We start from the raw sequence: 24022 nt of genomic DNA on the forward strand, positions 1-24022 counted from the left end.
CGGACGTGTATTCACGCCAATCAATTCGAGGTAACTATGACACAAACCAACGCCATCCGCCAAGTGGCCAACGATTTTCTGGCCCAATACAACCGCCTGGCCTGCCGAGGCCAGGCCGCCACCCTGGAGCTGCAAACCGAGTGCGTACTGGAGGCCCTGGCCGAAGTGGCACACCGCTGCGGCCAGAACGAGCTGTACCGGCAAATCACCGACCGCCAGCACCAACTGGAGCAGCACACCGTGCTGGCCCCTATTACGGCCATGGGGGTGCAGGGATGAAACGCCGAGATACAGAAAACTGCCTCAACCACTATGAGAACGTCATTAAAATCCGGACGTACTACACCATGAGCGCCCGCAACTATTTAGAGCTGGCCGCAAACTATCGTGGCTTGGGTGACTTGGGAAGAGCAGCCAAATGGCTGAGGCAGGCTGGAATGAGCCGCCGCGCAGCCGCCGCACTCCGTCGTGACATTACCGAATGTCGCAACCTGCTGCTGGAGGCCTGCCATGACTGAACGTGACCTGTTTTATGGCTTCTACGCTATCGCTCGCCTTGATACTGGTGGTGCAGATCCTTTCAACGAGGAATTGCTCATATGGCTAACAGCAAAGGCGGCCTTGTTCGGGTTAAGCAACTACAAAATCATGGAGGTCCGCAACGCCGCTCTTTGTGCCGTGCTTAACCGTAAGCAATCGCACCATGAGCCCAGCAAGCACAGCGTGGCCATTCAGCTGTCCGTACACACCTTTGGCCGCGTCACCAAGGGGGTGGCATGAAAGACCGTAAGCTGAACGCCACCGATCACCTGCGCCGCCACTGGTGGCAGGCCAAGGCCGACTTTTGGCGTCACTGGAAAGAATGCTTCGAGCAAGGCGCAGGCCGCGACCGACTGATTCTCGACTTGGGCACCATTCGCAGCCTGTATTGGCAAGCCTTAGGGCTGAATGCCTTGTCAGTAGCCAAGTCCATCCGCGTTTGGTGGGCCAAAACCGCCGATCTTCACCAACTGGGCAAAGCCGTAATCTGATGACCTTCGCTAACGATGCGGCCGATGTGGCCGCCTTTTTTGCGCCTACGGACGACACCCGCCGGGTGGCCGGCGTTGAAGTAACCAAATCGCTGTACCAGCAGCACTACCAGCAGGAGAACCTGCGCTGGGTAGAGGATCTGCTGGCCCAGGTGGAAGACTACGCCGCCAGTGCCCTGTTTGCCCATTACCAGTACCGGCTGAAAAAAGGGCACAAACCGTCTGGCGTAAACACCTGGCTGCGGCACATGGTGGCCAAAATCCAACAGCACGCCGCCCGCTTTCCCCTGCCCCTGCGGATGATTGCCAACGAACTGAAACGGGCCAACATCGCCCGGGAATGGGCCAGCGCCGTGGCCGCCATCATCCAGGAGCAAACCGCCGACTTTACCCGCCAGGTGCCGGTGCGGCAGTTGCTGGATGCCGCCATGGAGCCGGCCCGCCGCTGGGGGATCTCCCCGCTGCTGCCGGTGATCAAGGACGAAGCCACCGACCGCCAGTTGGACATGGCCGCCAGCGCCCTGGCCCGGCTGCAGGATGCCCAGTGGTGGGAGCGGCAAATCACCCAGGCCTGGCGCCGCTACACCGAGCATGTGGCCATTTTGGTGGGCCGGGTGCGCCGGGGCGTGAGCGCCTATGTGTCGCAGCGCACCCTGCAGGAGCACCTGGAACGCAAGCGGGCCGGTATGGCCTGGCTGAAAACCATGTATGCCATCAACGAGGAACTGGAGCTGGAAATCCCCCTGGCGGACGCGGTAAAAGCCAGCGTGGCCAATCCCGAGATCCGCCGGATGGAGCTGATGGTGCGGATGCGCGGCTTTGAAGATCTGGCCGAAGAGCAGGGCCTGGTGGGCGAGTTCTACACCTGGACCGCGCCCAGCAAGTACCACGCCTGGACGGTGGTGGATAACCGCAGCAAAGCGAAGAACGGCGAAAAGCTGGAGAACTGGGTAAGGACCATCCAAAACGACAAGTACCAGGGCTTTAGCCCCAGCGAAACCCAGGCCTACCTGTGCCGCCAGTGGAACAAAGCCCGCGCCAAGCTGGACCGGCTGGGCATCCGCCGCTTTGGCTTTAGGGTGGTGGAGCCGCACCACGACGGCACACCCCACTGGCACCTGCTGATTTTCGTGCACCCCAGCCAGCGCCGGCTGCTGCGCTCAGTGCTGCGCCATTACGCCATCGAGCACGACCGCCAGGAGCTGGGCAAAAAGGGCTACCGCGCCCGCTTCGACTGGAAGGAAATCAAGAACGAGCTGGGCAGCGCCACCGGCTACATCGCCAAGTACATCAGCAAGAACATCGACGGCTTCAATATGGACTGGGATGAAGAATCCCAGGAAGCCGCCTCCAGCTCGGCCCCGGCCGTGGCCGCCTGGGCCAGCCGGTGGCGCATCCGCCAGTTTCAGCAAATTGGCGGCCCCAGCGTGCAGGTGTGGCGAGAGCTGCGCCGGCTGCGCGAGGCCACCCGCAACCCCATTATCGAACCCGCCCGCCGTGCCGCCGACACCGGCAAGTGGGCCCAGTTTGTGGAAGCCATGGGCGGCATCGACAGCCCGCGTCGGGATCATCTGATCAAGCTGGCCCACATCATCAAACCCGCCTCCAGCAAATACGGGGAAGACGTGGCCAGACTACTGGGCCTGCGCACCATCGACATCACCACCAGCGTTAACGGCATCCCCACCGGGGTGATGGTGGGCGTGTCCGAGGCCCAAACCCGGCACCAGGGCTGGACCTTGTCACGGACCGGCCTTGGCGAGCGCAGCGAGCTGCCCTCAAGCGGCGGCAGCCGCGCCCCTTGGAGTTCTGACAATAACTGTACGGAGGATCAAAAAGGGGCGGAAAAAGATCCGCTGGACCGGGAATTGGCCATGCTCGGCCTCGATGCCCGGGACAAGAAGCCGCTGCTAAACGGCGCCGTTATCGAAATTGATGGTTTATTCATCAGCATTCGCAACGGCTGCCTTAACACCAGCCGCCAGCGCCCGGGCCTGCAGCCGGAACACGACAAGCTGGACCATGATTTGGAACCGTTGAAGCCCGGTAAGGCGTACTGGAAACGCCGGATCCTGGGTGAGTTGTTCACTGGCAGCACGCCGGTGGATGAATGGCTGGGCACCGTGCCCGAAGGCGAACTGGGGGCAGTGATCATGCAAATCGACGACCTGCTGCAGAAAGAACGCTGGCTAAACCCGAAGACTTATGAAGAAGATATGCTACTGGTACAGTTACAACAGCTGATAGAGGAGACCATCTCCGATCTGGAGTTCAGGAGGCTATACCTTGAGTAAATACCTTTTTGCCGATGTATTTGTGATAAGAGAATGCCGGAGCATGGCCCAGCGCTACCACGGCACTTTCCCCCCTGAAGTGAAGGCGTGGCTAGACGCCATGTCAAAAGAACAAGCTGTGATGTACAGAGACGTCTACATCAGTCTGGCGAATGGCACGGATGAACAGAAGCTCAAGGGCAAGTGCTGGGAATTCGTGGAGCCATGGCAAGAGCAAAGAGGGAGGTACTACAAGGACTCGCATCAGAAGTACCTGGAAGAAGTAGAAGACCAGTGGCGTAGAGACCGGAGAGTGAAAAAGTAGTGAAGCAACACCAGATTACCCGACAAGTCCCCGATGCTAAAAAGTTGAGCCTGGGCCAAACATCCGCCGCCGAGCGCAAGCGTAAACGTTAGAGGCCAGGGGCCTGCCGGTAAAACTCTTCCGCCAGCTTGGCCAGGTTACTCAGGAAGGTAGCGTCGCGAGCCAGGTCATGAGCCGGCTTAATCAACGCCAGGGCGCATACATGACCGGTAAGGGTATCGATGCAGTAGACCAGGTGTACGTCCGAAGTCGCCTTGAACTTGCGCTGCCTGCGGTATGGTCTGACCTGGGCAATGGGGACAATATGCACATGCCGAAGTGCCGCCTGCTTGACCGAAGAAGGGGTGTGAGGATGATCGTACAGTTCGTCACGGCCGAAGGGGTGCTGGAAGGTGTCCGACAGATGACGGCCTGCGATAATGTATGCCTTGAAGTCCTGGAATAACTTGTCCTTCTCTGCCTCAAGTTGAGGGTCGGAGGTGTTATCTTCAGAAAAGGACTTGAGCCGAAAAACCCGGGGTGGATTAGATTTCGACAAAGAAGACGGGCTCCTTGCTGCCTTCCTTCACCTTCTTCATGGACTGCTCGGCAAGGGCGTCAAGGGCTTGCTCAGACACTCGGGAAACAAGCACAGGAACACCCTTGGCCTTCCGCTGTAGCGGAGCCTGGAAACATTTCACTTGTGCTTTGTGCGTCTTAAGCATGGGATTCCTCACATCGTTGGTTGACATCAACCAGTATTAGAATCCTAACATCTGGAGCAATAACCGACAACAACCGTAAATAACGGGCGTTAATATTCCATCACTTCCACACCCACCACCCCCTAATAACACACTGATTCTAATAACAAAAAAGGGCGCTTACCGCGCCCCTTGTAGACCAGCCAAAAGATCCTGCTGAGCATCAGGCGACAGCGCCCGCGACAGGTGAAAACTGAGTTGAGACGCGGTTTTGGCACTGGGGCTCAGCACGTGCTTGTACCCCAGGGTCTCAACCCAAGTATGCCCACAGGTGGCGTCACGACACTGACAGTAAAGCTCAGCGTATTCCAGCGACATCCGGTTGGTGTTTGTGATTCTGCCTTTCTCTCCGCACTCTCTGCAGTAAACCCGCATGTTTAAAACTCCCCCGAGTAAACATGCACCTATGATAAAACATTCGGCACCGGATGGCACCAAACCACTGTTTTTTCATCCAGTCATTCCAGCGCAAACTGCAGGGCCAGCCGCGCCGGAATATCTGGATCGGAGTTGACCACGTCGGCGATCAGCTCGCACAGCGGCGCAACTTCGTTGCGGCTGTAAACGGAGTCGTATTTCTCCGGGTCGCCCAGGCCGCCGGTGTTGGTGGGGATGATGCCAGCCAGCCCGGGCGGAAAGCGGTGCGCGGTGAGCACGTCCTGGGCACTGATGTTCTTGATGCGGTCGAAGTCGTCCTTGGTTGCAATGTCCCCCACCGGGATCAGCTTCACCCCGTCCGGGTTGCCGTTGGGGATATTGATAAACAGGCTGCGGAAGTTGCCCACCCCCTTGGAGCTTTGGATCTTCTCCTTCAGCTCTTCTTCCTGGCTTTCACTCAGGTTGGGGTCGGTGGCGTAGAAGATAAAGCCCATGTGGGCGCCGTTCTGGTAGTACCTGCGCCTGAACAGGGTGGCGTCCCGGTTCAGCAGGGCAGACTGGATGCCGCCCAGGTAGTCCGGCAGGCCGTAGATCTGTTGGCGGGGGTCGTACTGGGTCAGGAAGATGACGTCGTCTTCCCGATAGCGGATCTGCTGGTTGTTGGCCTGCAGCAGCACGAAATCCCCGCTCTTGTGTCGGCGCAGGTACATCGAGGGCAGCGGATGCAACCGCACCACCCGCCCCAGGCCGTTGCGTATCTTCAAAAAGCCCGCGTCGCCGAACTGGATTAGGTTATGGGCGAAGGCCTGCATCTGCACCCGCTTCATGCCCCCACCGCCCTTGAACTTGCCGGCAATCATGTTGCGCCGGGCGTACAGCAGGGCGCCGTGGTGGGCGTTGGTGTTGGCAATCTGGGCCAGCCCCTGGCGGCTGACCGGGGTGCTCCAGTAGTCGGCGTAATCGTCGTAAAACAGTTCAGTGTAGTCGGTCAGCCAGCGGCCGGGCTCGATGGCCTCCGGCTCGCCGAAGCTGAACACGACCAGGTTGTTGGATTGATGGCTGGCTTGCTCGGTCATGCTTGTATGGCCCAGGTTGAGGTGCGTTGGTTGGAGTGGTCCAGCGGCTCGTTGATCACCGCGTGGGCGATGGCGAAGAAGGCATCGGCGTGGCCGGTGGTGGCATCCCGCCCCGCCTTGAAGGTCATGGCGTTGCCGCTGCCGGTGGTGGTGCGCTTGATGGCCATAAACGCCAGCGGAATGTCCTTATACAGCCGATCCCAGCTAATGCGCCCGGCCTCCACCACGTCGATCATCTTCAGCACCAGGCGGTTTTTGCTCTCCACCGAATAGTGGATGGCGTGCGCCTCGCGCGGGTATTTGGTCTTGATAAGGTCGAACACCCCGGCGCCGATGCCGGTAATATCCACACCGATGTAAGTCACCCGGTAGCGCTTGAACAGCTTGGCGATTTCGGCAACATGGTGCTGAAAGTTGAGCCCCCGCCAGTGGTGCTTTTCCAGCACCCGGAACGGCTCGCCGGCGACCAGCGGCGGGGCCAGTACCACCAGGGTGGCGTTGTCGCGGGTGCGGCTCGGGTCGTAGCCCAGCCACACCTCGCGGGTACCGAACGGCCGGGCCGCGCGCGGGTCGAAGTCCTCCCACTGGGCGGTGTCGACGCCGCAGCCTTCCAGCTGGTTGAACTTGAACACGCTGGCTTCGTCGTCGACGAACTCGCACATGAACAGGTTGCGGAACACCTCGTCGGCGTACTCGTCGCGCAGCTCGTCTAGGTCAATCAGGTTGCAGCCGCTGGCCACCGCGTCTTCCACCGTGATGGCGTAGCGCCATTGCCGATCCGGGCACACCCGGCCGCCGTCCTGGTAGTCGGCCAGGGTCGGGAATTCGATATCCTTGCGGCTGTCCTTGCCGTCCTTCCAACTGTCGCCGGTCCAGAAGCCATAGCCCGGATGCGACTTGGCCGAGGGGGTGGAGAAGTAGGTTTTCCGCCACCGGCTTTGCGTGGCCATGGCCGAAGCCACGTTGGACAGCTTGGTAAAGCCCGGGATCCAGAAGTATTCGTCGATGTAGACGTTGCCGCTGCGGGACTGGGCGCTGTTGGAGTTGGTGGACAGAAAATGCAGCTCGGCGCCGTTGCTCAGGATGATCGGGTTGCCCGACAGCTCCACCCCCAGAAACTCCCGGGCGATGTTGATGATGTAGGAGCGGAACACCTCGGCCTGGGCCCGGGTGGCGGACAGGAAGATCTGGTTGCCGCCGGTGACGACCGCGTCTTCCAGGGCCTCGCCGGCGAAGTAGTAGGTCATGCCGATCTGGCGGCTTTTCAGGATGTTGCGGGTGCGCGGGATGGCCGGGTCGTTCTTGGCTTCGCGGCAGCGCAGCTGATAGCCGAACAGGGTGGCCAGCCAGCCCTCGAAGTCCTCGGGCAGCAGCTCGCCGATGTCGTTCTTGCGCGCCTTGCCCTTCTTGCCTTTACCACCCTTGGCCTGGCCCCCGCCGCGCTTGCCGCGCCGCCCGTTCGGCTCCGGCAATTCATCCGTCGGCACCCCGGCGGCCAGGGCCGCTTCCCGCTCCTTCAGGGCCAGCTCTTTCTCGCGCAGCTGCACCAGGTCTTTCTTCAGCCGCACATGCTGGCCGATCAGCCGGTCCAGTTCGTCCAGCTCGGCCTGGGTCTTCTTTTCCCGGGCCAGCAGCAGCTGCACCCGCCGGGCGATGGCGTCTTCCAGCTGCTCGTCGGACAGCAGCGCGTCCCAGCTGTATTTTTCCACCCACTGGTACACCACCCGCGCCGAGTTCAGGCCCAGCTCCTGGGCGATTTCCCGGGGCAGCCAGCGCTTGAGGTAAAGCCCCTTGGCGGCGTTGCGGATTTCTTCGGTGTAGGCCATGGCGGTCCGTGGTGGTGATGAATGCCGCCATCATACTGAGTCGAACGATCTGGAAGTTGGGGGGAATTTGCTGGTTCTTGCGATTTCCCGAAAATCGCAATTACGCGGAACGCCGCCGGATGAAATCCCCTTCACAAGTCCCTAGCCTGTCGCCATCACAGAACACGAGCAGGCACATGAAACCCGATTCACGGTTACGCACAGGCTGGATTTGCATTGCCACCGAGGGCAACAGCGTCGACGGGCGCTTTATCTCCCGCGAATGGCTGACCGACATGGCCGAGACCTACGACCCGGACCACTACACCGCCGTTATCTGGCCGGATCACTCTCGCTGGTCGGCCATGGGCACCGTGGAAGCGCTCAAGGCCGAGGAAGTGGACGGCAAGATGAAGCTGTTTGCCGTGCTGCGCCCGACCCGGGATCTGATCTACTACAACCAGCTTGGCCAGTACCAGTTCTGCAGCATCGAGCCCCTGGAGCAATTCGCCGGCGGCGACAAAACCTACCTGGGCGGCCTGGGCGTCACCGACATGCCGGCCAGCACCGGCACCACCCGCATGCAGTTCAGTGCCAAGGACAAAGCCCCCAAGCTCATCGGCGAAAGCCAGCCGCTCAGCCTGGCCGAGCTGGCCGACCGCGAGCAGGAAGCCGGCATGTTCAAAAAATTCATGGCCTGGTTCAAAACCCAGGAATCCGCCGCTCCCCAAGAACCAACCCCCGAGGATCCAGCAATGGACAAAGAGCAGTTCAACGAGCTGATGAACACGGTTAAAGGCATCGCCACCAAGCAGGGCGAGCTGGAAACCAAGTTCGAGCAGTTCAGCAAAAAAGAAGACCCCGCCCCCGAGCCCAAGCCCGCCCCGGCCCCCGCCGGCGTCACCGCCGAGCAGTTCAGCGAGCTGCTGACCGCCGTCAAGGGCGTGGCCGAGAAGCAGGGCGCGCTGGAAACCCAGTTCTCCGCCCTGCTGAAGGAAGTGCCCGGCCAGAACCCCAACCCCGCCCCCGCCGGCGGCGACGTCTATCACCTGGTGTAAGGAGCAACCATGAGCCAGATCCTCACCGCCCAAGCCGACGCCCTGCTGGACAGATATTTCAGTCAGCTGGCCCAGGGCTATGGCATTGATATCAGCAAGCTGGGGCAGCTGTTCTCGGTGACCGGTCCGCAAGAAACCCGGCTGCGCGCCGCCCTGCTGGATGCCGTGGACTTCCTGCGCATGATCACCATGACCGACGTGGACCAGATCAAGGGCCAGGTGGTCGACGTGGGCATCGGCAGCATCCACTCCGGACGCAAGGCCGACGGCCGTTTCCTGAAGCACGTGGGCGTGGGCGGCCACAACTACGAGTTGATCGAAACCGACTCCGGCGCCGTGCTGCCCTGGTCCACCCTGGCGGTGTGGGCCAACGCCGGCGGCGAAGGCGAATTTATGCGCCAGGTGAACGAGTTCATCAACCGCAGCTTCGCGCTCGACATGCTGCGGGTGGGCTTTAACGGCACCTCCGCCGCCGCCAACACCGACCCGGTGGCCAACCCCCTCGGCCAGGACGTGAACAAGGGCTGGCAGCAGTTGGTGCGCGAGTGGAACGACGGCTCGCAGATCGTGGGCTCGGCCCAGAACAAGATCTACTTCGACCCCGAAGGCCAGGGCGACTACCGCACCCTGGACGCCATGGCCTCGGACCTGATCAACAGCACCATCGACCCGGCGTTTCGCAACGATCCGCGCCTGACCGTGCTGGTGGGGGCCGATCTGGTGGCCACCGCCCAGGGCCGTCTGTACCAGCAGGCCGACAAGCCCACCGAACAGATCGCCGCCCAGCAACTGGCCACCAGTGTTGCCGGCCGCCGCGCCATGACCCCGCCCTTCTTCCCGGGCAAGCGCATGGTGGTGACCATTCCGGCCAACCTGCAGCTGCTAACCCAGCGCGGCACCCGCCAGCGCAGCGCGGCCCACAACCAGGACCGCAAGGGCTTCGAGAGCCAGTACTGGCGAATGGAAGGCTACGCCGTGGGCGAGTACCGCGCCTATGCCTCCTTCGACGAAGCGGGCGTGGAAATCGCCCCGACCCCGGCGCCGTAAGGGATAAGCCATGAGCACCCCGGCCCAGCGTCACCGTGATCGGCACCGCGCCCTGCAGGCGGCCACCCAGGCCGCCCGCACCGGACAAGCCGAGGGCGAGCTGGCCCACAGCCTGCACCTGCAACTGCTGGCCCTGGAGCAGGACCAGCAGCGGCTGAAAGCGCTGGACCGCATCGGCGACAAGGTGGCGCTCAAGCGCGAGCTGCTGCCCAAGTACCGCCCCTATGTGGAGCAGTATCTGGCCGGGGACAAGAGCCACCAGAACCCGCTGTTCGCCACCCTGGTGGTGTGGTTGTTCGACCTGGGCGAGTTCGAGCAGGCCCTGGACTGGGCCGAACGGGCGATAGCCCAGGGCCAGCACACCCCGCCCCGGCTCAAGCGCGACTTCCCCCACTTTGTGGCGGACACCGTGCTGGAGTGGGCCGAGCAGCAGGCGGCCGAAGGCCAGGCGGTAGAGCCCTACTTCGGCCGGGTGTTTGCCCATGTGGTCAGGGACTGGCGGCTGAATGAAAAGCTCACCGCCAAGTATTTCAAGTTCGCCGGGCTGCTGTTGCTGCGCGACGCCACCGGCGAACCCCGGGCCAGCGCGGTGAATGACCCAGATGTGCTGGAACAGGCCGACGCCCTGCTGGCGAAGGCCCACGAATGGGATCCGGTGGGTGCCCAGGTAAAAACCCACCGGAGCCGGATTGCCATGCGCCTGCGGGCGCTTGAGCAAGACTAGCTCCAACGCCGCCGCCCCCCGGCGGTATGGGCACGGCCAGGCAAAGCCATGAGCCGCTGCCCACCACCGTGGCCAGGGGGGCACCTATTCAACCAGAGGGCAAGCCATGTTCAACGGCACCACAACCGAGTACCAGCAAGCCACCGTCAGCAATGACGGCTTCTGGCCGGATATCGAGGTGGGCGACTTCGAGCGCGACCGCGCCATGCCGGCCGACCTGCAGCCCGCCACCGTGGCCGCGGCCGTGCTCTCGGCCGTGGCCCAGGTCAACATCGAGCTGGCCTTTACCAAGGCCCGGCTGAACGCCGAGGGCCATTGGACCGCCGCCGAGGTACCGGGCCCCCACCCCCAGGTGAACGGCCAGAACCAGCTCACCGTGCTCTATCGCCAGGCGGTGTTCGCCCGCGCCAAGGCCGACCTGGTCACCGAGGCCGGCAGCCTCAGCCAGCGCGAGGTGGGCAACAACCAGGCCACCCAGGGCGGTGACGTGCGCGCCGCCCTGTTGGCCGAAAGCCAGCAGCATATCCGGGCCATCAAGGGTGTGCACCGCTGCGGGATTGAACTGCTGTGAGCCAGGGCTACTACCTGCAGGCCCTGAGCCAGACGCTGCGCGAGCTGCTGCCGCCCAAGTGCCGCAAGGACTTCGATGCCTGGATGCAGGACGGCACCCTCGTCCTGGCCCCCGCAGACGGCGGCCGGGGCATGCAGCTGGCCCGGCTCGACTATCGTGCCGTCTTCCTGATCGAAGAACTGCCGTTCAAGGAGCTGGATCCGGCGGTGGTACTGGCCACCGTGGCCGCCTGGCTGCAGGACCACGACGGCCATCGAGAGCAGTTGGAGCTGCCCGATCCGGATTACGACGTGGAGCCCATCGACGACAACACCGCCGACCTGACCATCAGCGTGCAGTTTTCCGAGCCGTTGAACCTGGAGCCCGACGACCAGGGCCCGGTGGTCTACGGCGGCGCCCGCTACCGGGTGGCGCCCTATGAAGTGTGGGTGGCCGAGCAGGCCCGTATTGAAGTACGCGGGGGTGACGAGTGATCACCTTCGACCTCAAGGGCGTGCTCTCCGTCGCCGACCGGCTCAAGCTGGCCATGTTGCCGCCCGCTCGCCGTCGCCGGTTGCTGGACAAGGTGATGCGCCAGGCGGTGAAGGACACCAGGCAGGCGCTGAAGATGCAGTCTGCCCCGGACGGGACACCCTGGCCGAAGCGGAAAAAGGGCCGCAAGAAGATGCTGTCCCGCCTGGGCAAGGGCCTGAACAGCCACGCCACGCCGGACGTCGGCACCGCCGGCTGGAAGAACAAGATGGCAGGACAAACCGCCTTCAAACACCAGTACGGCCTGCCCGAGCTCTACACCAAGGCCAAGGCGCGAAAACGGAGCAGCAAAGCCAAGGAGGCGGTCGACCAGAGCGGACCGGCCACCCGCCACCAGGCACGGCTGCTCAGGCAGCTGGGTTACAGCATTACCGAGGGCAAGCGGGTAAAGCGCCTCCGCAAGCCCGGTATCGCCTGGATACAGAAGAACATGAGTTTCGAGCAGGCTGGCCAGACCTTGAAGATGCTGATCGCGGAAAGACGTAATCAACAACCAGGCAAAACCAGCTGGGAAATCAAGGTGCCAGCCCGGCCCTTTATGGAAATCAACAAGCAGGCGGTACTGGATGCCCTGGCCGCTGAATTCAACCGGAGAGGCTAACCATGTGGCCCACTATTCAGATTAACAACCTCAACCAGATGCAGGGCCCCACCAACGAGGTGGAGCGGCACTTCCTGTTTGTCGGTCAGGCGACGGCCAACCAGGGCAAGCTGCTGTCGGTCAATGCCCAGTCCGACTTCGACACCCTGCTGGGCGAAGACGCCAGCGCGCTCAAGGCCAACGTGCAGGCCGCCCTGCTGAACGCCGGCCAGAACTGGACCGCCCATGTCTATGTGCTGGCCCCCGCCGAAGACTGGCGGGGGGCGGTGCGCGCCGCCCAGGCCACCGCCTCGTTCGAGGCCGTGGTGATGGTGGATCCGCTGTCGTCCCAACTGGCCATCAACGACGCCCAGGCGCTGCGCCAGGAGCTGATCGCCACCCACGGCCGCTGGCAGTTCATCATGCTGGCGGTGCCCGGTATCGACCCCGACACCCAGGACTGGGTGAGCTACGAGACCGGCCTGGCCGATCTGCAGGAGGGGCTGGCCGCCGACGGCGTCATGCTGGTGCCCCAGTTGCACGGCAACAACGCCGGGGTACTGGCCGGCCGGCTGTGCAACCGGGCCGTGACCATCGCCGACACCCCCATGCGGGTGAAAACCGGGCCGGTGATCGGCCTGGGCGAACACCCGGCAGACAGCAACGGCGTGGTGCTGCCGCTGGCCACCCTGCAGGCCCTGGAAGCCAACCGCTATTCGGTGCCGGCCTGGTACCCGGACTACGACGGCGTCTACTGGGCCGACGGCAACATGCTGGACGTGGAAGGCGGCGACTACCAGACCGTCGAGAACCGCCGGGTGGCCGACAAGGTCGCCCGCCGCTTGCGGGTGCGCGCCATTGCCCGCATCGGTGACCGCCAGCTCAACAGCACCCCGGCCTCCATGGCCGCCGCCCGGCTCTACTTTATGCAGGATCTGCGCACCATGAGCCGCAGCGTCACCATCGCCGGGGTGCCCTTCCCGGGCGAAATCATGCCGCCCGACGATGGCGACATCGCCCTGGAATGGCTCAGCAAGTACGAAGTGGCCATCTACACCCTGGCGCGGCCCTACGACTGCCCCAAGAAGATCGCCATCAACATCATTCTCGACCTCAGCAACCCCGGGGGTAACCCATGAGCCGCAGAATTTCGGGCCAAAGCTTTGACGTGGAGATCTTAGGGACCATGGTCCACGTCGAAAAAGCCACCCTGTCCATCACCGACAACAGCGCCGTGGCCCAGTCCCGCGGCATCCCGGACGGCTTTGTAGACGGCGACGTCACCGCCGACGTGGAGTACGAGCTGGACACCAAGAACTTTAACCAGCTGGGTGAAGCCGCGCGCCGGGCCGGCTCCTGGCGCGGCATCGAGCCCCACGACGCCCTGTTCTACGCCAACACCGGCAACGAGGAACTGCGAGTGGAAGCCTTCGGCATCAAGCTGCAGATCTCCGATCTGCTCGACATCGACGGCAAGGGCGGCGCCAAGAAGATCCACAAGCTCAAGGGCTTTGTCACCAGCCCCGACTTTGTGCGCATCAACGGCGTGCCCTACCTGTCCGGTGACGACACCCGTCACCTGATTGGGTAACCGCCATGGACCTGATCGACCGCGCCAATGCGCTGCACGACTGGCTGCTGGCCAAAGAGCTGGCCGCCCAGACCGGCCAGCGCCCCGCCGGCGACAGCCGCGCCGACTGCCTGGAATGCGGCGACGTCATCCCCGAGGCCCGCCGCGCGGCCCTGCCGGGCGTCACCCTGTGCGTGCACTGCCAGACCCTGATGGAGAAAAGACGATGACCAACAACAGCTTTGACGGACTGCATTTTCAGCGCCGTGAATTCGCCTGCAAATGCGGCTGCGGTTTCGATGTCGTGGACGCCGAGCTGCTGGGCGTGCTGGAGCAGCTGCGCGCGGATCTGGGTGGCCATGCCGTGACCATTACCAGTGCCTGCCGCTGCGACAGCCACAACCGCAAGGTGGGCGGCGCCCGCAACAGCATGCACCGGCTCGGCAAGGCGGCGGATATCCAGGTGCGGGGCGTTGCACCCGCCCGGGTAGCCGACTACCTGGAGCGCACCTACCCCGGCCGCTACGGCATCGGCCGTTACGCCACCTTCACCCATATCGACGTGCGCGAGCAGGCCGCCCGCTGGGGGCAGTCATGAGCGACTGGAAAGACATCGCCGGCACCGTGGGCCGCCTTGCCGGTACCGTTGCCCCGCTCTTGAGCGGTCCGGTGGGCCTGGCCGCCAGTATCGGCGGCCAGATTGCCACCGCCCTGGGCACCGATGCCCGCCCCGATGCCGTCCAGCGCGAACTGCTCCAGAACCCCGAAGCCGCGCTCAAGCTGCAGCGGTGGGCCCATGAAGAGCGCGAGCAGCTCCGCCAGGCCCATATTCGTCTGCAGGAGCTTGAGCTGGCCCGAACAGAGGCCACGCTTGCCGACGTGCAGCACGCACGCGGTACCCACGGCGAGCACTGGATGCCGGCCCGCCTCACCCTGCTGCTGGCCCTGATGGTGGTGGCCCTGACCGTGGCCCTGATGGCCCTGCCGGTACCGGAAGGCTCCAAGGAAGTGGTGTTCTATCTGGCGGGCCAGATCGTGACCGCCTTCCTCGCTGCCGTGACCTACTGGCTGGGCAGTTCGCGGGGCAGCGCGGAGAAGCAGAAAAAACTGGAGCAACTCACGGGAGGCACCCTTGGCACAAGTAGCGGAATGGCTGGGCGTGGCGATCACAGCGCTGGGCTTGTTGATCGGCGTAATTAGCACGGTGCTGACCAGCCTGTTCGGCAAAATCAGCCGGCAGCAGATCGACATGGCCAACCACCGGGCCCACGTGGCCGAGAACTACGCCACCAAGGCCGAAATGACCGAAGGCATCAACCGCCTGGAAAAACGCATCGACAGCGGCTTCAACCGCCTGGATGAAAAACTGGAGAGACTGAACCAATGAGCAAGCAAACCATCGTCCTGGTCGTCAACGGCACCGAACTGGCGTTCGAGCCCAATACCCAGGCGTACAACAAGTACATCAACGAACTGACCATGGACGACAAGGTCGCCCCGGCCCACAACTACCTGAACCGCGTGGTGGCCGACGGCAGCAAGGAGGCCCTGGCCGAGCTGCTCAAGCTGCCCGGCGCCGGCTTGAAGCTGGCCGCCAAGGTCAACGAGCAGTTCATTCCCGAGCTGGAGATCTCGGTAAAAAACTAGCCCGTCGGGTCGAGGCCATCGAGGCCAACCAGCTGGAGCAGGTGCTGGCACTGCGCCGCCACTACCTGCCCCATGAACCCGACGACGAAGAGGCGCTGGCCCGGGCCATCTGGCTCGACCGCAAGCACTGGGAACACACGGCGAACGCCATCACCGCAGGCATCAGCAAGGCAGTTAACGGATGAAACACCTGGAACAGTTAATGCTCACCGTGGGCCTGGTCGACCAGGTCACCAAGCCCATCCAGGGTATTAACCAGCAGCTCGAACGCACCGGACAGATCGGCCGGCAAAGCTGGGAGAACATCGCCGGCGGCGCGGCCGGCCTGCTGGCGTCCGGCGTGGCCCTGCACCAGGCACTGATGCCCGCCATCGAGATGGACCGGGTGCTGGGGGAAGTGAAATCCTTGGGCGTGCTGCAGGAGGATCTGGACCAGCTCAACCACACCGCCACCGACTTCGCCGTCGAGTTCGGCAAGTCGGCCACCGGCTTTGTGGCCGCCGCCTACGACATCAAGTCCGCCATGGGCGACATGAGTGGCAAGGAGCTGGCCGGCATCACCAAGGCCTCCGGCGTGCTGGCCGCCGCCACCAAGGCCGACACCGCCACCATCACCGGCTACATGGGCACCATGTACGGCCTGTTCAAGCAGCAGGCCGAGGCCATGGGCAAGGACAACTTCGCCGCCATGGTGGCAGGCCAGACCGCCCAGGCGGTGGAGATGTTCAAGACCACCGGCGCCGAGATGAGCGCCGCCTTTACCAGTATCGGGGCCAACGCCACCGCCGCCGGCATCGACATGGCCGAGCAGATGGCCATCCTGGGCACCCTGCAGGCCACCATGTCCGGCTCCGAGGCCGGCACCAAGTACAAGGCGTTTCTGAACGGCGTGGCCAGCGCCCAGGACAAGCTCAACATGCAGTTCACCGATGCCAACGGCAACATGCTGGGCATGGTCGACATCCTGCAGCGGCTGAAAGATCAGTTCGGCGACACCCTCACCGTGGCCGAATCCGACGCCCTGAAAAAGGCATTCGGCTCCGACGAGGCGGTGGCCCTGATCAAGCAGATGCTGCCCGACATCGACAGCCTGGCGGCCAGTATCGACAGCGTCGGCCAGCAGACCGGCATGGACAAGGCCACCCAGATGGCCCACGCCATGACCGACCAGTGGGAGCGGCTGGGCGCGGTGTGGGAGGCCCTGCGCCGCGGCGCCGGCCAAAGCGTATTGGGCACCATCAACAACATCGTCGGGGCCATCGTCGACCAGATGGCAGTGCTGGTGGAGTGGACCCAGATGTTTCCGCACCTGACCGAGGTGGTCACCTGGGCCGCCGTGGGGCTGGCCGGCTTCACCGCCCTGGCGGCCAGCTGGACCCTGATCATGGGCATCGCCGGCAGCATGATGGCGTTCTACAAGGGCGCCCTGCTCGGCATCGTGTGGGTGCTCAAGCTGCTGCGTATCGGCTTTATCCTGAACCGTACCGCCATGTTGGCCTGGGCCGCCATCAAGATGACACTGGTGGCCGGCACCTGGTTGCTGACCGCTGCCTTTACCGCCCTCGGCGCTGTCATGAGTTTTGTGTTCAGCCCTTTCTTCCTGATTGCCGCCGCCCTGGTCGCCCTGGCACTGGGCGCCGTTTGGCTGGCTCGCAACTGGGACGGCCTGAAGGCCACCCTGATGGACATGCCGTGGGTGCAGGCCATGGTGGAGGGGTTGAGAACCATCACCGCCGGCTGGATGGCCTTCTGGGATACGTTCAGCAACCTGAGTGTGCTGGATCTGCTGGGCCAGGGGTTCGACTGGCTGATAGAAAAAATCAACCTGATCCCCGGCATTGATATCAAGGCCCGCAGCGAACACACCGCCAGCGAGTCCATCAATGCCGCCCTGGCCGAGGCTCGCCAGCCGCCGGCCCTGCTCCAGGCCCAGGCCGCCCCGCCCATCCTGCCGCAGATGACCCGCGCCGCGGCCCAGAGCGGCGGCCGCGTCAGCCAGTACGGCGACGTCTACATCAACGCCGGCAACGGCATGACCCCCGAGCAGCTGGCCGAATGGGAGGAGCTGCAGCATGGCTTCTGATGCCCACATCGACCTGTTGGTCGAGGATTACGGCCTGGTGATCGACGCCGGCCAACAGCCGGTGCTGACCCGCCATCGCCACAGCATCGGCCAGGACATCAAGCACGCCGTGCTGGAAGCCGGCCTGGCCCGGGCCCTGCTCGGCGAGCGCAGCCCCACCCTGCGCGCCGACGTGCGCACCCAGATCCGCATCCTGGTGGAGCAGGACCGCCGCATCGTGCCCGGCACCGCCGAGGTACGCGAAGAGGCCACCGATCGTTACCTGCTCACCGCCACCACCTACGACTATGGCCACCTGGAGGTAACACTGTGACCCGCCCGTCCGTGGATTTTATGCGCCTGGTGGAGTACACCGGCATTCCCACCACCGAGGCGGCCCTGGCCGCCGAGCTGGCCCGCGAGGTGGAGGCCAACGGCTCGCTGATCACCAACGACAGCCGCATGAGCCCCTTCTGGCGGCTGCAGCAGGCCCTGGTGCTCAAGCCGGCGTTGTGGCTGCTGCGTACCCTGCTGGTCACCCATGTGCTGCCCAACAGCTTCACCGCCACCGCCCAGGGCTACTACCTGGATCTCAAGGCCTGGGACGTGGGCCTGACCCGCAAGCCCGCCACCCGGGCCCGGGGCACGGTGAGCATGACCAAGGTCTCGGCCCTGGACGAGGTGATCGTGCCGGCGGGCACCCTGATCAGCACCGAGCGCATCAACGGCGTCAGCTACTCGCTGCGCACGGTGGAGCAGGTGATCATTCCGGCCGGCACCGACGCCGGCCTGGTGGTGTGCGAGGCGCAGGACACCGGCGCGGCCTTCAACCTGCCCGCCGGTTACTTCAATATCCTGCCCCAGGCGCTGCCCGGCATCCATCAGGTGGCCAACCCGGAAGACTGGCTGCTCCAGCCCGGCACCGACATCGAGGACGACGAGGCCCTGGCGCTGCGCATCCAGAACCAGTTTTCGGTGGTCGGCCGCTATCACATCGATGCCGTCTATCGCGGCATGCTGGCCAGCGTGGCCGGCATCCGCGCCGACCATATCTTCTTCGAGCACGACGCCCCGCGCGGGCCCGGTACCGCCAACGCCTATATCCTGATGGAGGTGGGGCCCACGCCCCAGGCGTTGCTCGACAAGCTCAACAACCACGTCAACACCGACGGCAACCACGGCCACGGCGACGATCTGCAGTGCTTCGCCCTGCCCTACACCGAGCACGACCTGGTGGTGGATATCTGGCCCGATCCCTTCCTCGGCCCCGAAGAGCGCACCCAGCTGCAGCAAACCGTGGAGGCGGTGATCCGGGCCGCCTTCCGCGAGACCGCCGACTATCCCGAGGTGGCCCGGGTCAATCCGTTTTCCCGCTTCTCCTTCAGCCGCCTCACCCAGCAGCTGCACGATCTGCTGCCGGCGCTGGACAACCTCGAATTCAACCTGGCCAGCATCGTCAGCGGCCAGTCCCTGCCGCGCCTGAGCAGCCTGACGGTGAACCGCCATGACTAACAGCACCCTGGATATCGAGCTGCTCGAGGGGCAGGACTTCGAGCTCAACCTGGTACTGGAGTCGACGCAGGGCCGGCTGGACCTGACCGGCTGCCAGTTGAGCGCGCAGATCCGGGAAAGCTACGCCCAGTCGGCGCCGCTGGTGGCCACCCTGGCCACCCGCATCACCGATGCCCGCCGCGGCCGGATCACCCTGTCGCTGGCCGAACGGGACTTGCGCCGGTTGTGGGAGCGTCCAGTGCACCCGCGCACCCCGGTGGCCTATTACGACGTGTTCATCACCTCCGCCACCGCCAGCCGCCGCTACCTGGTGGGCGGCCGGGTGCTGTACACCGCCCTGCCCGACGCGCATCAACGCCATGCCCCGGTGCTGCCCGACTATGCGGTGCCCTGGTGGATGGACGGCCGCGGCGAGCGGGAGCCGCACTTTTTCGCCAAGGGGATCCGCGCCTTCTGGCAGCGCTGCCGCTATTACCTGCTGTATCCGCTCCGGCAGGCGGACCCGCTCACCTGCGCCGAGCCACTGCTGGAGCTGATGGCCTGGGACCGGGGGATCCACCGCTTCACCGGCGAACCCCTCACGTTGTTCCGCAAGCGGGTGAAATACGCCTTCGTCAACGCCCGGGACGCCGGCGAGGTGGCCGGCTTCAAGCGGATTTTCGAACGCCTCGGCATCGGCTGGGTCGACATCCACGAACGCCGGCCCAACGAGCCCTGGGACGTGATCACCATCGAGCTGGGCGACGGCAGCCTGGCCCAGAACCAGCTGCTGCTGCAGACCCTGATCGGCCACTACGGCCGCACCTGCCGCCGCTACCGCTTCGAGGTGACCTTCCCGCTCAAGGTGCGGCTGAACCACGGCCATTTCGATGGCAGTTATCAGATGATCGGAGCCAAACTGTGACCCAATCCGTAATTACCACCGCCTTCGAAACCTACCTGGTCGACCGGCTGCAGGCCGGCGAACCGGTGATCCTGGATGAAATGGTGCTGGCCTACCTGCCCGACCTCGACCTGGAGCAACCCATCGACCGCGGCCAGGGCCTGCCGCCGGTGGGCCAGATCGTGCACCGCCAGGCCATCGACCAGACCGGCCGGGTCAACGCCAATGCCGTGGTCTACAGCATCGTGATGGACACCACCCTGGGCGATTTCGCGTTCAATGCCATGTACCTGGTGCATGCCGCCACCGATACCGTGGCCATGGTGGTGCACAAGGAGACCGAGCAGAAGATCCGGACCCAGGGGGCCAGCCAGGGCAACAGCCTGATCAAGTCGATGCTGATGGAATACGACGGCGCCGGCGCGGCCACCCAGATCCAGGTGGATGCCGGCACCTGGCAGATCGACTTTTCCGCCCGCCTGCGCGGCCAGGATGCCGCCCTGCGCGCCCCGCTCCGGGACCACTACGGGCCCGCCGCCTTTCATGATGACGCCTTCGCCGTGACCGCCACCGACGTCAACCAGTACCGCCTGGCGCCGGGCCATGCCTACATTGCCGGCCTGCGCGCCGAGCTGGCCGCGGCGCACACCGTCACCGTGGCCACCAAGCCGGCCACGATTTACGCCGACGTCTACCATGCCGGCAACCTGCTGTCGGAATGGGTCACCCATCTGGCCATCACCGTCAGCCCCTCGGCGCTGGCCGATTATGTCGACGGCGCCGGCTACCCGCATCATGTGACGCCCATCGCCCGCATCGAGACCAACGGCAGCATCACCGATCTGCGCGGCCGCGGCGGCCTGTGGTGGCACGAGCAGCGGCCCGCCGCCCACACCCCGGCCCAGGTGGGCCTGGGCCAGGTCGACAACTTCGCCACCGCCAGCAAGGACGAGGCCGAGGCCGGCACCCGGAGCGACCGCTTTATGACCCCGCAACGGGTCAAAGAGGCCATCGGTAAGCTGGTGCCGCCGGCCTTTCCGGCCGGCACCCGCATGCTGTTCCAGCAGACCGCCGCGCCCCCGGGCTGGGTCAAGGAGACCGCCCAGTTCAACAACCATGCCCTGCGGGTGGTCACCGGTGCCGCCGGCAACGGCGGCGGGCTGGACTTTACCGCCGCCTTCGCCGCCGGACGCACCACCTCGGAGGCGGGCGAACACAGCCACGCCATCACCGTCCACAATCACACCCTGACCATTGAGCAGATCCCGGCGCACAGTCACGTACTGACCGGGGGCTACCAAGGCGGATACAACAACACCTATGTCAACTCCGATGCGGCGGGCGGCCTGCACACCAACAAAATCAGCACCAGCGCGGTGGGCGGCAACAAGCCCCACGCCCACGGGGCCAGCTCGGGCCAGGCCGGCAAGCACGCCCACGCCCTGGCCATGAACGTCAAATACGTCGACATCATCATCGCCACCAAGCAATAAGGATCGCCCATGCAACTGAAACCCGGCAGTTACTGCCCCTTGCTCAAAAAAGACTGCATCGGTACCCAATGCGCCTGGTTCACCCAGGTGCGCGGCCAGCACCCGCAAACCGGCCAGGAGGTGGACGAGTGGTCCTGTGCCATCACCTGGTTGCCGGTGCTGCTGATCGAGAACAGCCAGCAACAACGCCAGACCGGGGCGGCGGTGGAGTCGTTCCGCAATGAAATGGTCAAGGGCAACGAGGTGCTGAGCCTGCTGTTCAACCCGCCCGCCCTGCCCCGGGGGTAGCCATGTCGTACCCGCACCATGACATCACCCTGACCGAAGGCGCGGAGTTTGCCCTGTCGCTGCAGCTGTCCACGGCCGAGGGACCGCTGGATCTGACCGGATACACCATCAGTGCGCAGATCACCGCCGGGGTGGCGGAGCACGCCCCGGTGCTCGCCGGTTTCACGGTGCTGCAGCCGAACCCGGCCGGCGGCGAGTGCTATCTGACACTGGAGGCGCACCAGACCGCCGCGCTGGTGCCCGCCGCGTCGCCCACCGAGCCCCACCGTACCGCCGGCTATTACCAGGTACGGCTGCGCGACCCGGCGCAGCACGAGCAGATCGTGCTGGGCGGCACCGTCACCTATCAACAGACGATCACCAGGAGTACCTGACCATGGCCACCCAAACCCTGATCCTGCAGGTGACCCCCGGCATCAGCCAGGCGTCGGTGCAGGATCTCACCCGCTTGCGCAACGACGCCCTGACGGCGGAGCAGCAGGCGGCCACCCATGCCGGGCACGCCAACCTGGCCGCCGCCCAGGCCCAGGACCACGCCCAGGCGGCTGCCCAGTCGGCCAGTGCCGCCATCCCGGCCGCGGCCACCGCCACGGACAAGGCCGGTGACGCGGCGGACGCCGCCACCATCGCTACCGCCGCCAGAGACACCGCGGTCAATGCGGCCGCCACGGCCACCGCCAAAGCCGAGGAAGCGGCGGCGTTCGCCTATGCCGCCGCCCTGGAGCCGGCGCCGGGCCAGGTGCCGCTGGCGGATGAAGACGGCAAGATCAGCCTGCAGTGGCTGGGGCCCGAGGTCGCCGCCCGGATCATGATGGACGACATCCGCTTCAACGACATCGGCACCCCGGGGGAGCTGGGCTTTGGCGTGGGCATCTGTCCCCGGCTGCCGCCCGGCTATGCCCCCTTGCCCGGTACCTTCATCCGCGGGCACGCGGAATACGGCAACTACCAGTATCGGGACGGCTCCATCATGGTGTGGATCCCGGCGTTCTATTACCGCATGGGCCACCCGGACAACCCGACCTATGCTGCCTTGGAGGATTACTACTGGCAGCACCAGAGTGTGCATATCCTGCCGCTGCATGCCTTCGCCTCGCGGGCGGAAGCGGCGATGGACGGTTACGCCCTGCACCGGGCCTTTGTCGACGGCGGCATCGTCCGCCCCGGCTTCATGCTCGACAAGTACCAGGCCAGCAACAACAACGGCGTGGCCAGCGCTATCGCCGACGCGATCCCGCTGCGCTGCCAGAGCTGGGATGACGGCCTGAATAACCAGCTCAGCACCCTGAACGGCGCGCCGCCCGATACCCTAGCCGGTATCTTCGAGGCGGCCCAGACCCGTGGTTCCGCCTTTTTCCCGGCCTCCCGCTTTATGCGCTCGGCGCTGGGCATGCTGAGCCTGGCTCACGGCCAGGCCGGCCTGGATCAGGCTCACCCGGCCGCCAACGCCTGGAACACCAACATGGTCCAGTACCTGTACCCCAAGGGAAACAACAACTACCTGCAGGATCAGGACGACCACCAGGCCAACCAGGGCAGCGGCAGCTGGGTGCAGTACGCCCCGGCCGGCGCCGATGGCCTGGGCAAAACCGGATCCGGTACCCCCTTTGCGCGCACCACCCACAACGGCCAGGCCTGCGGCGTGGCGGATCTGAACGGCAACCTGAAAACGTTCGAGCCCGGCATCACCTGCGTGACCCGCGAGCAGGACATTGCCGGACTCACCTTCGGGCCCGGCAATGTCATCCGGCTGACGGTGACCGGCCATGGCCTGGCGGACAACGCCACGGTGCAACCGGCCTACACCGGGCGGAGCGAGCTGGACGGGAGGCTGTTTGCCATCACCGTGCTCGACGCCGACACGATAGAGCTGAACGACACCGACTATCTGGTGCCCGGCTCCTACGCCTACCCCGGGGGCGGCCGCCTCATCAGCGGACAGTGCTACGTCCTGAAAGAAAGCACCGCCATGGAGATGGTGAACGGCGGCAACAGCAGCCCCTTTGACTACTGGGGCGAAGACGGCATCGGCAACCTGATGCAGCCGCTGGCCGTGCCCTTCAACACCGTGCCGCGGGAAAACGGCATGTACCAGTATTTCGTCCAGTTGGGCGAGCCCGCCTTCAGTCCCGACACCGAGGGGGACGGCTGGCGGCTGGCCGGCCTGGGGTTTCCGCAAGCCGGCCGGCTCAGCAACATGGGTGGCGCCGCCCCCTTCGGCTCGGATCTGTTTTATCAGTGCCTGACCCACGACATGGCGCCGTTGTCCGGCGGCTGCTTCTGGAGCGTGGCCGAAGCCGGCATCTGGGCCGTGGAAATGTGGCACGGGCGCAGCGATACCGACAACGACGCCGGCTTTCGCGCCGCGAGCTATCCGCTGCACGACATCAACGGCACCATCGTGGATGCCTAAGGAGCAAACGGC

General features: G+C 64.6%; 33 protein-coding genes. 28 read left to right on the top strand and 5 right to left on the bottom strand.

Annotated elements, in window-relative coordinates; all coding sequences use genetic code 11:
• The first annotated feature begins 36 nt into the window (after positions 1-36).
• The 6 genes from ACT7DK_RS13300 to ACT7DK_RS13325 are packed head-to-tail and all read left to right on the top strand — an operon-like array spanning position 37 to position 3629.
• On the top strand, positions 37-279 hold the full coding sequence (locus ACT7DK_RS13300; protein WP_445399912.1) for a hypothetical protein: 243 nt from the start codon (positions 37-39) through the stop codon (positions 277-279).
• Positions 276-518 (top strand): hypothetical protein, encoded by a 243-nt coding sequence (locus ACT7DK_RS13305; RefSeq protein ID WP_445399914.1) that lies wholly within the window; start codon positions 276-278, stop codon positions 516-518. The genes ACT7DK_RS13300 and ACT7DK_RS13305 overlap by 4 nt, the downstream gene beginning before the upstream one ends.
• Positions 511-780 (top strand): hypothetical protein, encoded by a 270-nt coding sequence (locus ACT7DK_RS13310; protein ID WP_445399916.1) that lies wholly within the window; start codon positions 511-513, stop codon positions 778-780. The genes ACT7DK_RS13305 and ACT7DK_RS13310 overlap by 8 nt, the downstream gene beginning before the upstream one ends.
• Positions 777-1031, top strand: coding sequence for a hypothetical protein (locus tag ACT7DK_RS13315; protein WP_445399918.1), 255 nt, complete (start codon positions 777-779; stop codon positions 1029-1031). Before ACT7DK_RS13310 ends, ACT7DK_RS13315 begins: the two co-directional genes overlap by 4 nt.
• A complete protein-coding gene (locus ACT7DK_RS13320; RefSeq protein ID WP_445399920.1) occupies positions 1031-3325 on the top strand; it encodes a replication endonuclease in 2295 nt (764 codons plus the stop codon). Before ACT7DK_RS13315 ends, ACT7DK_RS13320 begins: the two co-directional genes overlap by 1 nt.
• Positions 3318-3629, top strand: a complete 312-nt coding sequence (locus ACT7DK_RS13325; RefSeq protein ID WP_445399922.1) for a hypothetical protein — start codon at positions 3318-3320, stop codon at positions 3627-3629. The genes ACT7DK_RS13320 and ACT7DK_RS13325 overlap by 8 nt, the downstream gene beginning before the upstream one ends.
• A gap of 88 nt (positions 3630-3717) precedes the next feature.
• Here ACT7DK_RS13325 and ACT7DK_RS13330 read toward each other — a convergent pair whose 3' ends face one another.
• From ACT7DK_RS13330 to ACT7DK_RS13350, 5 genes are all read right to left on the bottom strand, one after another.
• Positions 3718-4167: a type II toxin-antitoxin system YafO family toxin gene (locus tag ACT7DK_RS13330; RefSeq protein WP_445399924.1), complete on the bottom strand. Its 450-nt coding sequence runs from the start codon at positions 4165-4167 to the stop codon at positions 3718-3720.
• Positions 4154-4333: a hypothetical protein gene (locus ACT7DK_RS13335; RefSeq protein ID WP_445399926.1), complete on the bottom strand. Its 180-nt coding sequence runs from the start codon at positions 4331-4333 to the stop codon at positions 4154-4156. Before ACT7DK_RS13335 ends, ACT7DK_RS13330 begins: the two co-directional genes overlap by 14 nt.
• 159 nt (positions 4334-4492) lie before the next feature.
• On the bottom strand, positions 4493-4747 hold the full coding sequence (locus ACT7DK_RS13340; protein ID WP_445399928.1) for an ogr/Delta-like zinc finger family protein: 255 nt from the start codon (positions 4745-4747) through the stop codon (positions 4493-4495).
• 83 nt (positions 4748-4830) lie between these two features.
• Positions 4831-5826 carry a phage portal protein gene (locus tag ACT7DK_RS13345; RefSeq protein WP_445399930.1) on the bottom strand — a complete coding sequence of 332 codons (996 nt, stop codon included), beginning with the start codon at positions 5824-5826 and terminating at the stop codon, positions 4831-4833.
• Positions 5823-7652, bottom strand: coding sequence for a terminase large subunit domain-containing protein (locus ACT7DK_RS13350; protein WP_445399932.1), 1830 nt, complete (start codon positions 7650-7652; stop codon positions 5823-5825). Before ACT7DK_RS13350 ends, ACT7DK_RS13345 begins: the two co-directional genes overlap by 4 nt.
• Before the next feature lie 176 nt (positions 7653-7828).
• On the opposite strand from ACT7DK_RS13350, the gene ACT7DK_RS13355 reads away from it, so the two are divergent.
• The 22 genes from ACT7DK_RS13355 (at position 7829) to ACT7DK_RS13460 (ending at position 24010) form a co-directional block, all read left to right on the top strand.
• Positions 7829-8689: a GPO family capsid scaffolding protein gene (locus ACT7DK_RS13355; RefSeq protein WP_445399934.1), complete on the top strand. Its 861-nt coding sequence runs from the start codon at positions 7829-7831 to the stop codon at positions 8687-8689.
• A 9-nt stretch (positions 8690-8698) separates the two neighbouring features.
• Positions 8699-9736: a phage major capsid protein, P2 family gene (locus ACT7DK_RS13360; protein ID WP_445399936.1), complete on the top strand. Its 1038-nt coding sequence runs from the start codon at positions 8699-8701 to the stop codon at positions 9734-9736.
• A gap of 10 nt (positions 9737-9746) precedes the next feature.
• Complete coding sequence (gene gpM, locus ACT7DK_RS13365; RefSeq protein ID WP_445399938.1) at positions 9747-10460, top strand: phage terminase small subunit; 714 nt, start codon at positions 9747-9749, stop codon at positions 10458-10460.
• 106 nt (positions 10461-10566) lie between these two features.
• Complete coding sequence (locus tag ACT7DK_RS13370; RefSeq protein ID WP_445399940.1) at positions 10567-11031, top strand: head completion/stabilization protein; 465 nt, start codon at positions 10567-10569, stop codon at positions 11029-11031.
• Positions 11028-11504, top strand: coding sequence for a phage tail protein (locus ACT7DK_RS13375; RefSeq protein WP_445399942.1), 477 nt, complete (start codon positions 11028-11030; stop codon positions 11502-11504). Before ACT7DK_RS13370 ends, ACT7DK_RS13375 begins: the two co-directional genes overlap by 4 nt.
• Entirely contained in the window at positions 11501-12163 is a 663-nt protein-coding gene (locus ACT7DK_RS13380; protein WP_445399944.1) for a phage virion morphogenesis protein, read from the top strand. Before ACT7DK_RS13375 ends, ACT7DK_RS13380 begins: the two co-directional genes overlap by 4 nt.
• Before the next feature lie 2 nt (positions 12164-12165).
• Positions 12166-13281, top strand: a complete 1116-nt coding sequence (locus ACT7DK_RS13385; protein ID WP_445399946.1) for a DUF2586 domain-containing protein — start codon at positions 12166-12168, stop codon at positions 13279-13281.
• Positions 13278-13733 (top strand): DUF2597 family protein, encoded by a 456-nt coding sequence (locus tag ACT7DK_RS13390; protein WP_445399948.1) that lies wholly within the window; start codon positions 13278-13280, stop codon positions 13731-13733. The genes ACT7DK_RS13385 and ACT7DK_RS13390 overlap by 4 nt, the downstream gene beginning before the upstream one ends.
• 5 nt (positions 13734-13738) lie before the next feature.
• On the top strand, positions 13739-13942 hold the full coding sequence (locus ACT7DK_RS13395) for a TraR/DksA family transcriptional regulator (protein ID WP_445399950.1): 204 nt from the start codon (positions 13739-13741) through the stop codon (positions 13940-13942).
• Positions 13939-14310, top strand: a complete 372-nt coding sequence (locus ACT7DK_RS13400) for a D-Ala-D-Ala carboxypeptidase family metallohydrolase (protein WP_445399952.1) — start codon at positions 13939-13941, stop codon at positions 14308-14310. Before ACT7DK_RS13395 ends, ACT7DK_RS13400 begins: the two co-directional genes overlap by 4 nt.
• Positions 14307-14912, top strand: coding sequence for a hypothetical protein (locus ACT7DK_RS13405; protein WP_445399954.1), 606 nt, complete (start codon positions 14307-14309; stop codon positions 14910-14912). Before ACT7DK_RS13400 ends, ACT7DK_RS13405 begins: the two co-directional genes overlap by 4 nt.
• The gene (locus ACT7DK_RS13410; RefSeq protein ID WP_445399956.1) at positions 14872-15099 is read left to right on the top strand and encodes a hypothetical protein; all 228 of its coding nucleotides are present in this window, start codon (positions 14872-14874) and stop codon (positions 15097-15099) included. The genes ACT7DK_RS13405 and ACT7DK_RS13410 overlap by 41 nt, the downstream gene beginning before the upstream one ends.
• A complete protein-coding gene (locus ACT7DK_RS13415; RefSeq protein WP_445399958.1) occupies positions 15096-15359 on the top strand; it encodes a putative phage tail assembly chaperone in 264 nt (87 codons plus the stop codon). The genes ACT7DK_RS13410 and ACT7DK_RS13415 overlap by 4 nt, the downstream gene beginning before the upstream one ends.
• A 41-nt stretch (positions 15360-15400) precedes the next feature.
• Positions 15401-15544 carry a DUF6890 family protein gene (locus tag ACT7DK_RS13420; RefSeq protein ID WP_445399960.1) on the top strand — a complete coding sequence of 48 codons (144 nt, stop codon included), beginning with the start codon at positions 15401-15403 and terminating at the stop codon, positions 15542-15544.
• Complete coding sequence (locus ACT7DK_RS13425) at positions 15541-17442, top strand: phage tail tape measure protein (RefSeq protein ID WP_445399962.1); 1902 nt, start codon at positions 15541-15543, stop codon at positions 17440-17442. The genes ACT7DK_RS13420 and ACT7DK_RS13425 overlap by 4 nt, the downstream gene beginning before the upstream one ends.
• Positions 17432-17755: a DUF2590 family protein gene (locus ACT7DK_RS13430; RefSeq protein WP_445399964.1), complete on the top strand. Its 324-nt coding sequence runs from the start codon at positions 17432-17434 to the stop codon at positions 17753-17755. The genes ACT7DK_RS13425 and ACT7DK_RS13430 overlap by 11 nt, the downstream gene beginning before the upstream one ends.
• Positions 17752-18933: a baseplate J/gp47 family protein gene (locus tag ACT7DK_RS13435; RefSeq protein ID WP_445399966.1), complete on the top strand. Its 1182-nt coding sequence runs from the start codon at positions 17752-17754 to the stop codon at positions 18931-18933. Before ACT7DK_RS13430 ends, ACT7DK_RS13435 begins: the two co-directional genes overlap by 4 nt.
• Positions 18926-19837, top strand: a complete 912-nt coding sequence (locus ACT7DK_RS13440; protein WP_445399968.1) for a phage tail protein — start codon at positions 18926-18928, stop codon at positions 19835-19837. Before ACT7DK_RS13435 ends, ACT7DK_RS13440 begins: the two co-directional genes overlap by 8 nt.
• Complete coding sequence (locus ACT7DK_RS13445; RefSeq protein ID WP_445399970.1) at positions 19834-21309, top strand: phage tail-collar fiber domain-containing protein; 1476 nt, start codon at positions 19834-19836, stop codon at positions 21307-21309. The genes ACT7DK_RS13440 and ACT7DK_RS13445 overlap by 4 nt, the downstream gene beginning before the upstream one ends.
• Positions 21310-21318: 9 nt before the next feature.
• Positions 21319-21597: a hypothetical protein gene (locus tag ACT7DK_RS13450; RefSeq protein WP_445399972.1), complete on the top strand. Its 279-nt coding sequence runs from the start codon at positions 21319-21321 to the stop codon at positions 21595-21597.
• 2 nt (positions 21598-21599) lie between these two features.
• Positions 21600-21971, top strand: coding sequence for a hypothetical protein (locus ACT7DK_RS13455; RefSeq protein ID WP_445399974.1), 372 nt, complete (start codon positions 21600-21602; stop codon positions 21969-21971).
• Positions 21972-21973: 2 nt separating this feature from the next.
• Positions 21974-24010, top strand: a complete 2037-nt coding sequence (locus tag ACT7DK_RS13460; protein WP_445399976.1) for a hypothetical protein — start codon at positions 21974-21976, stop codon at positions 24008-24010.
• Positions 24011-24022: the final 12 nt, after the last annotated feature.

The sequence above is a fragment of the Zobellella sp. An-6 genome (assembly GCF_052487945.1).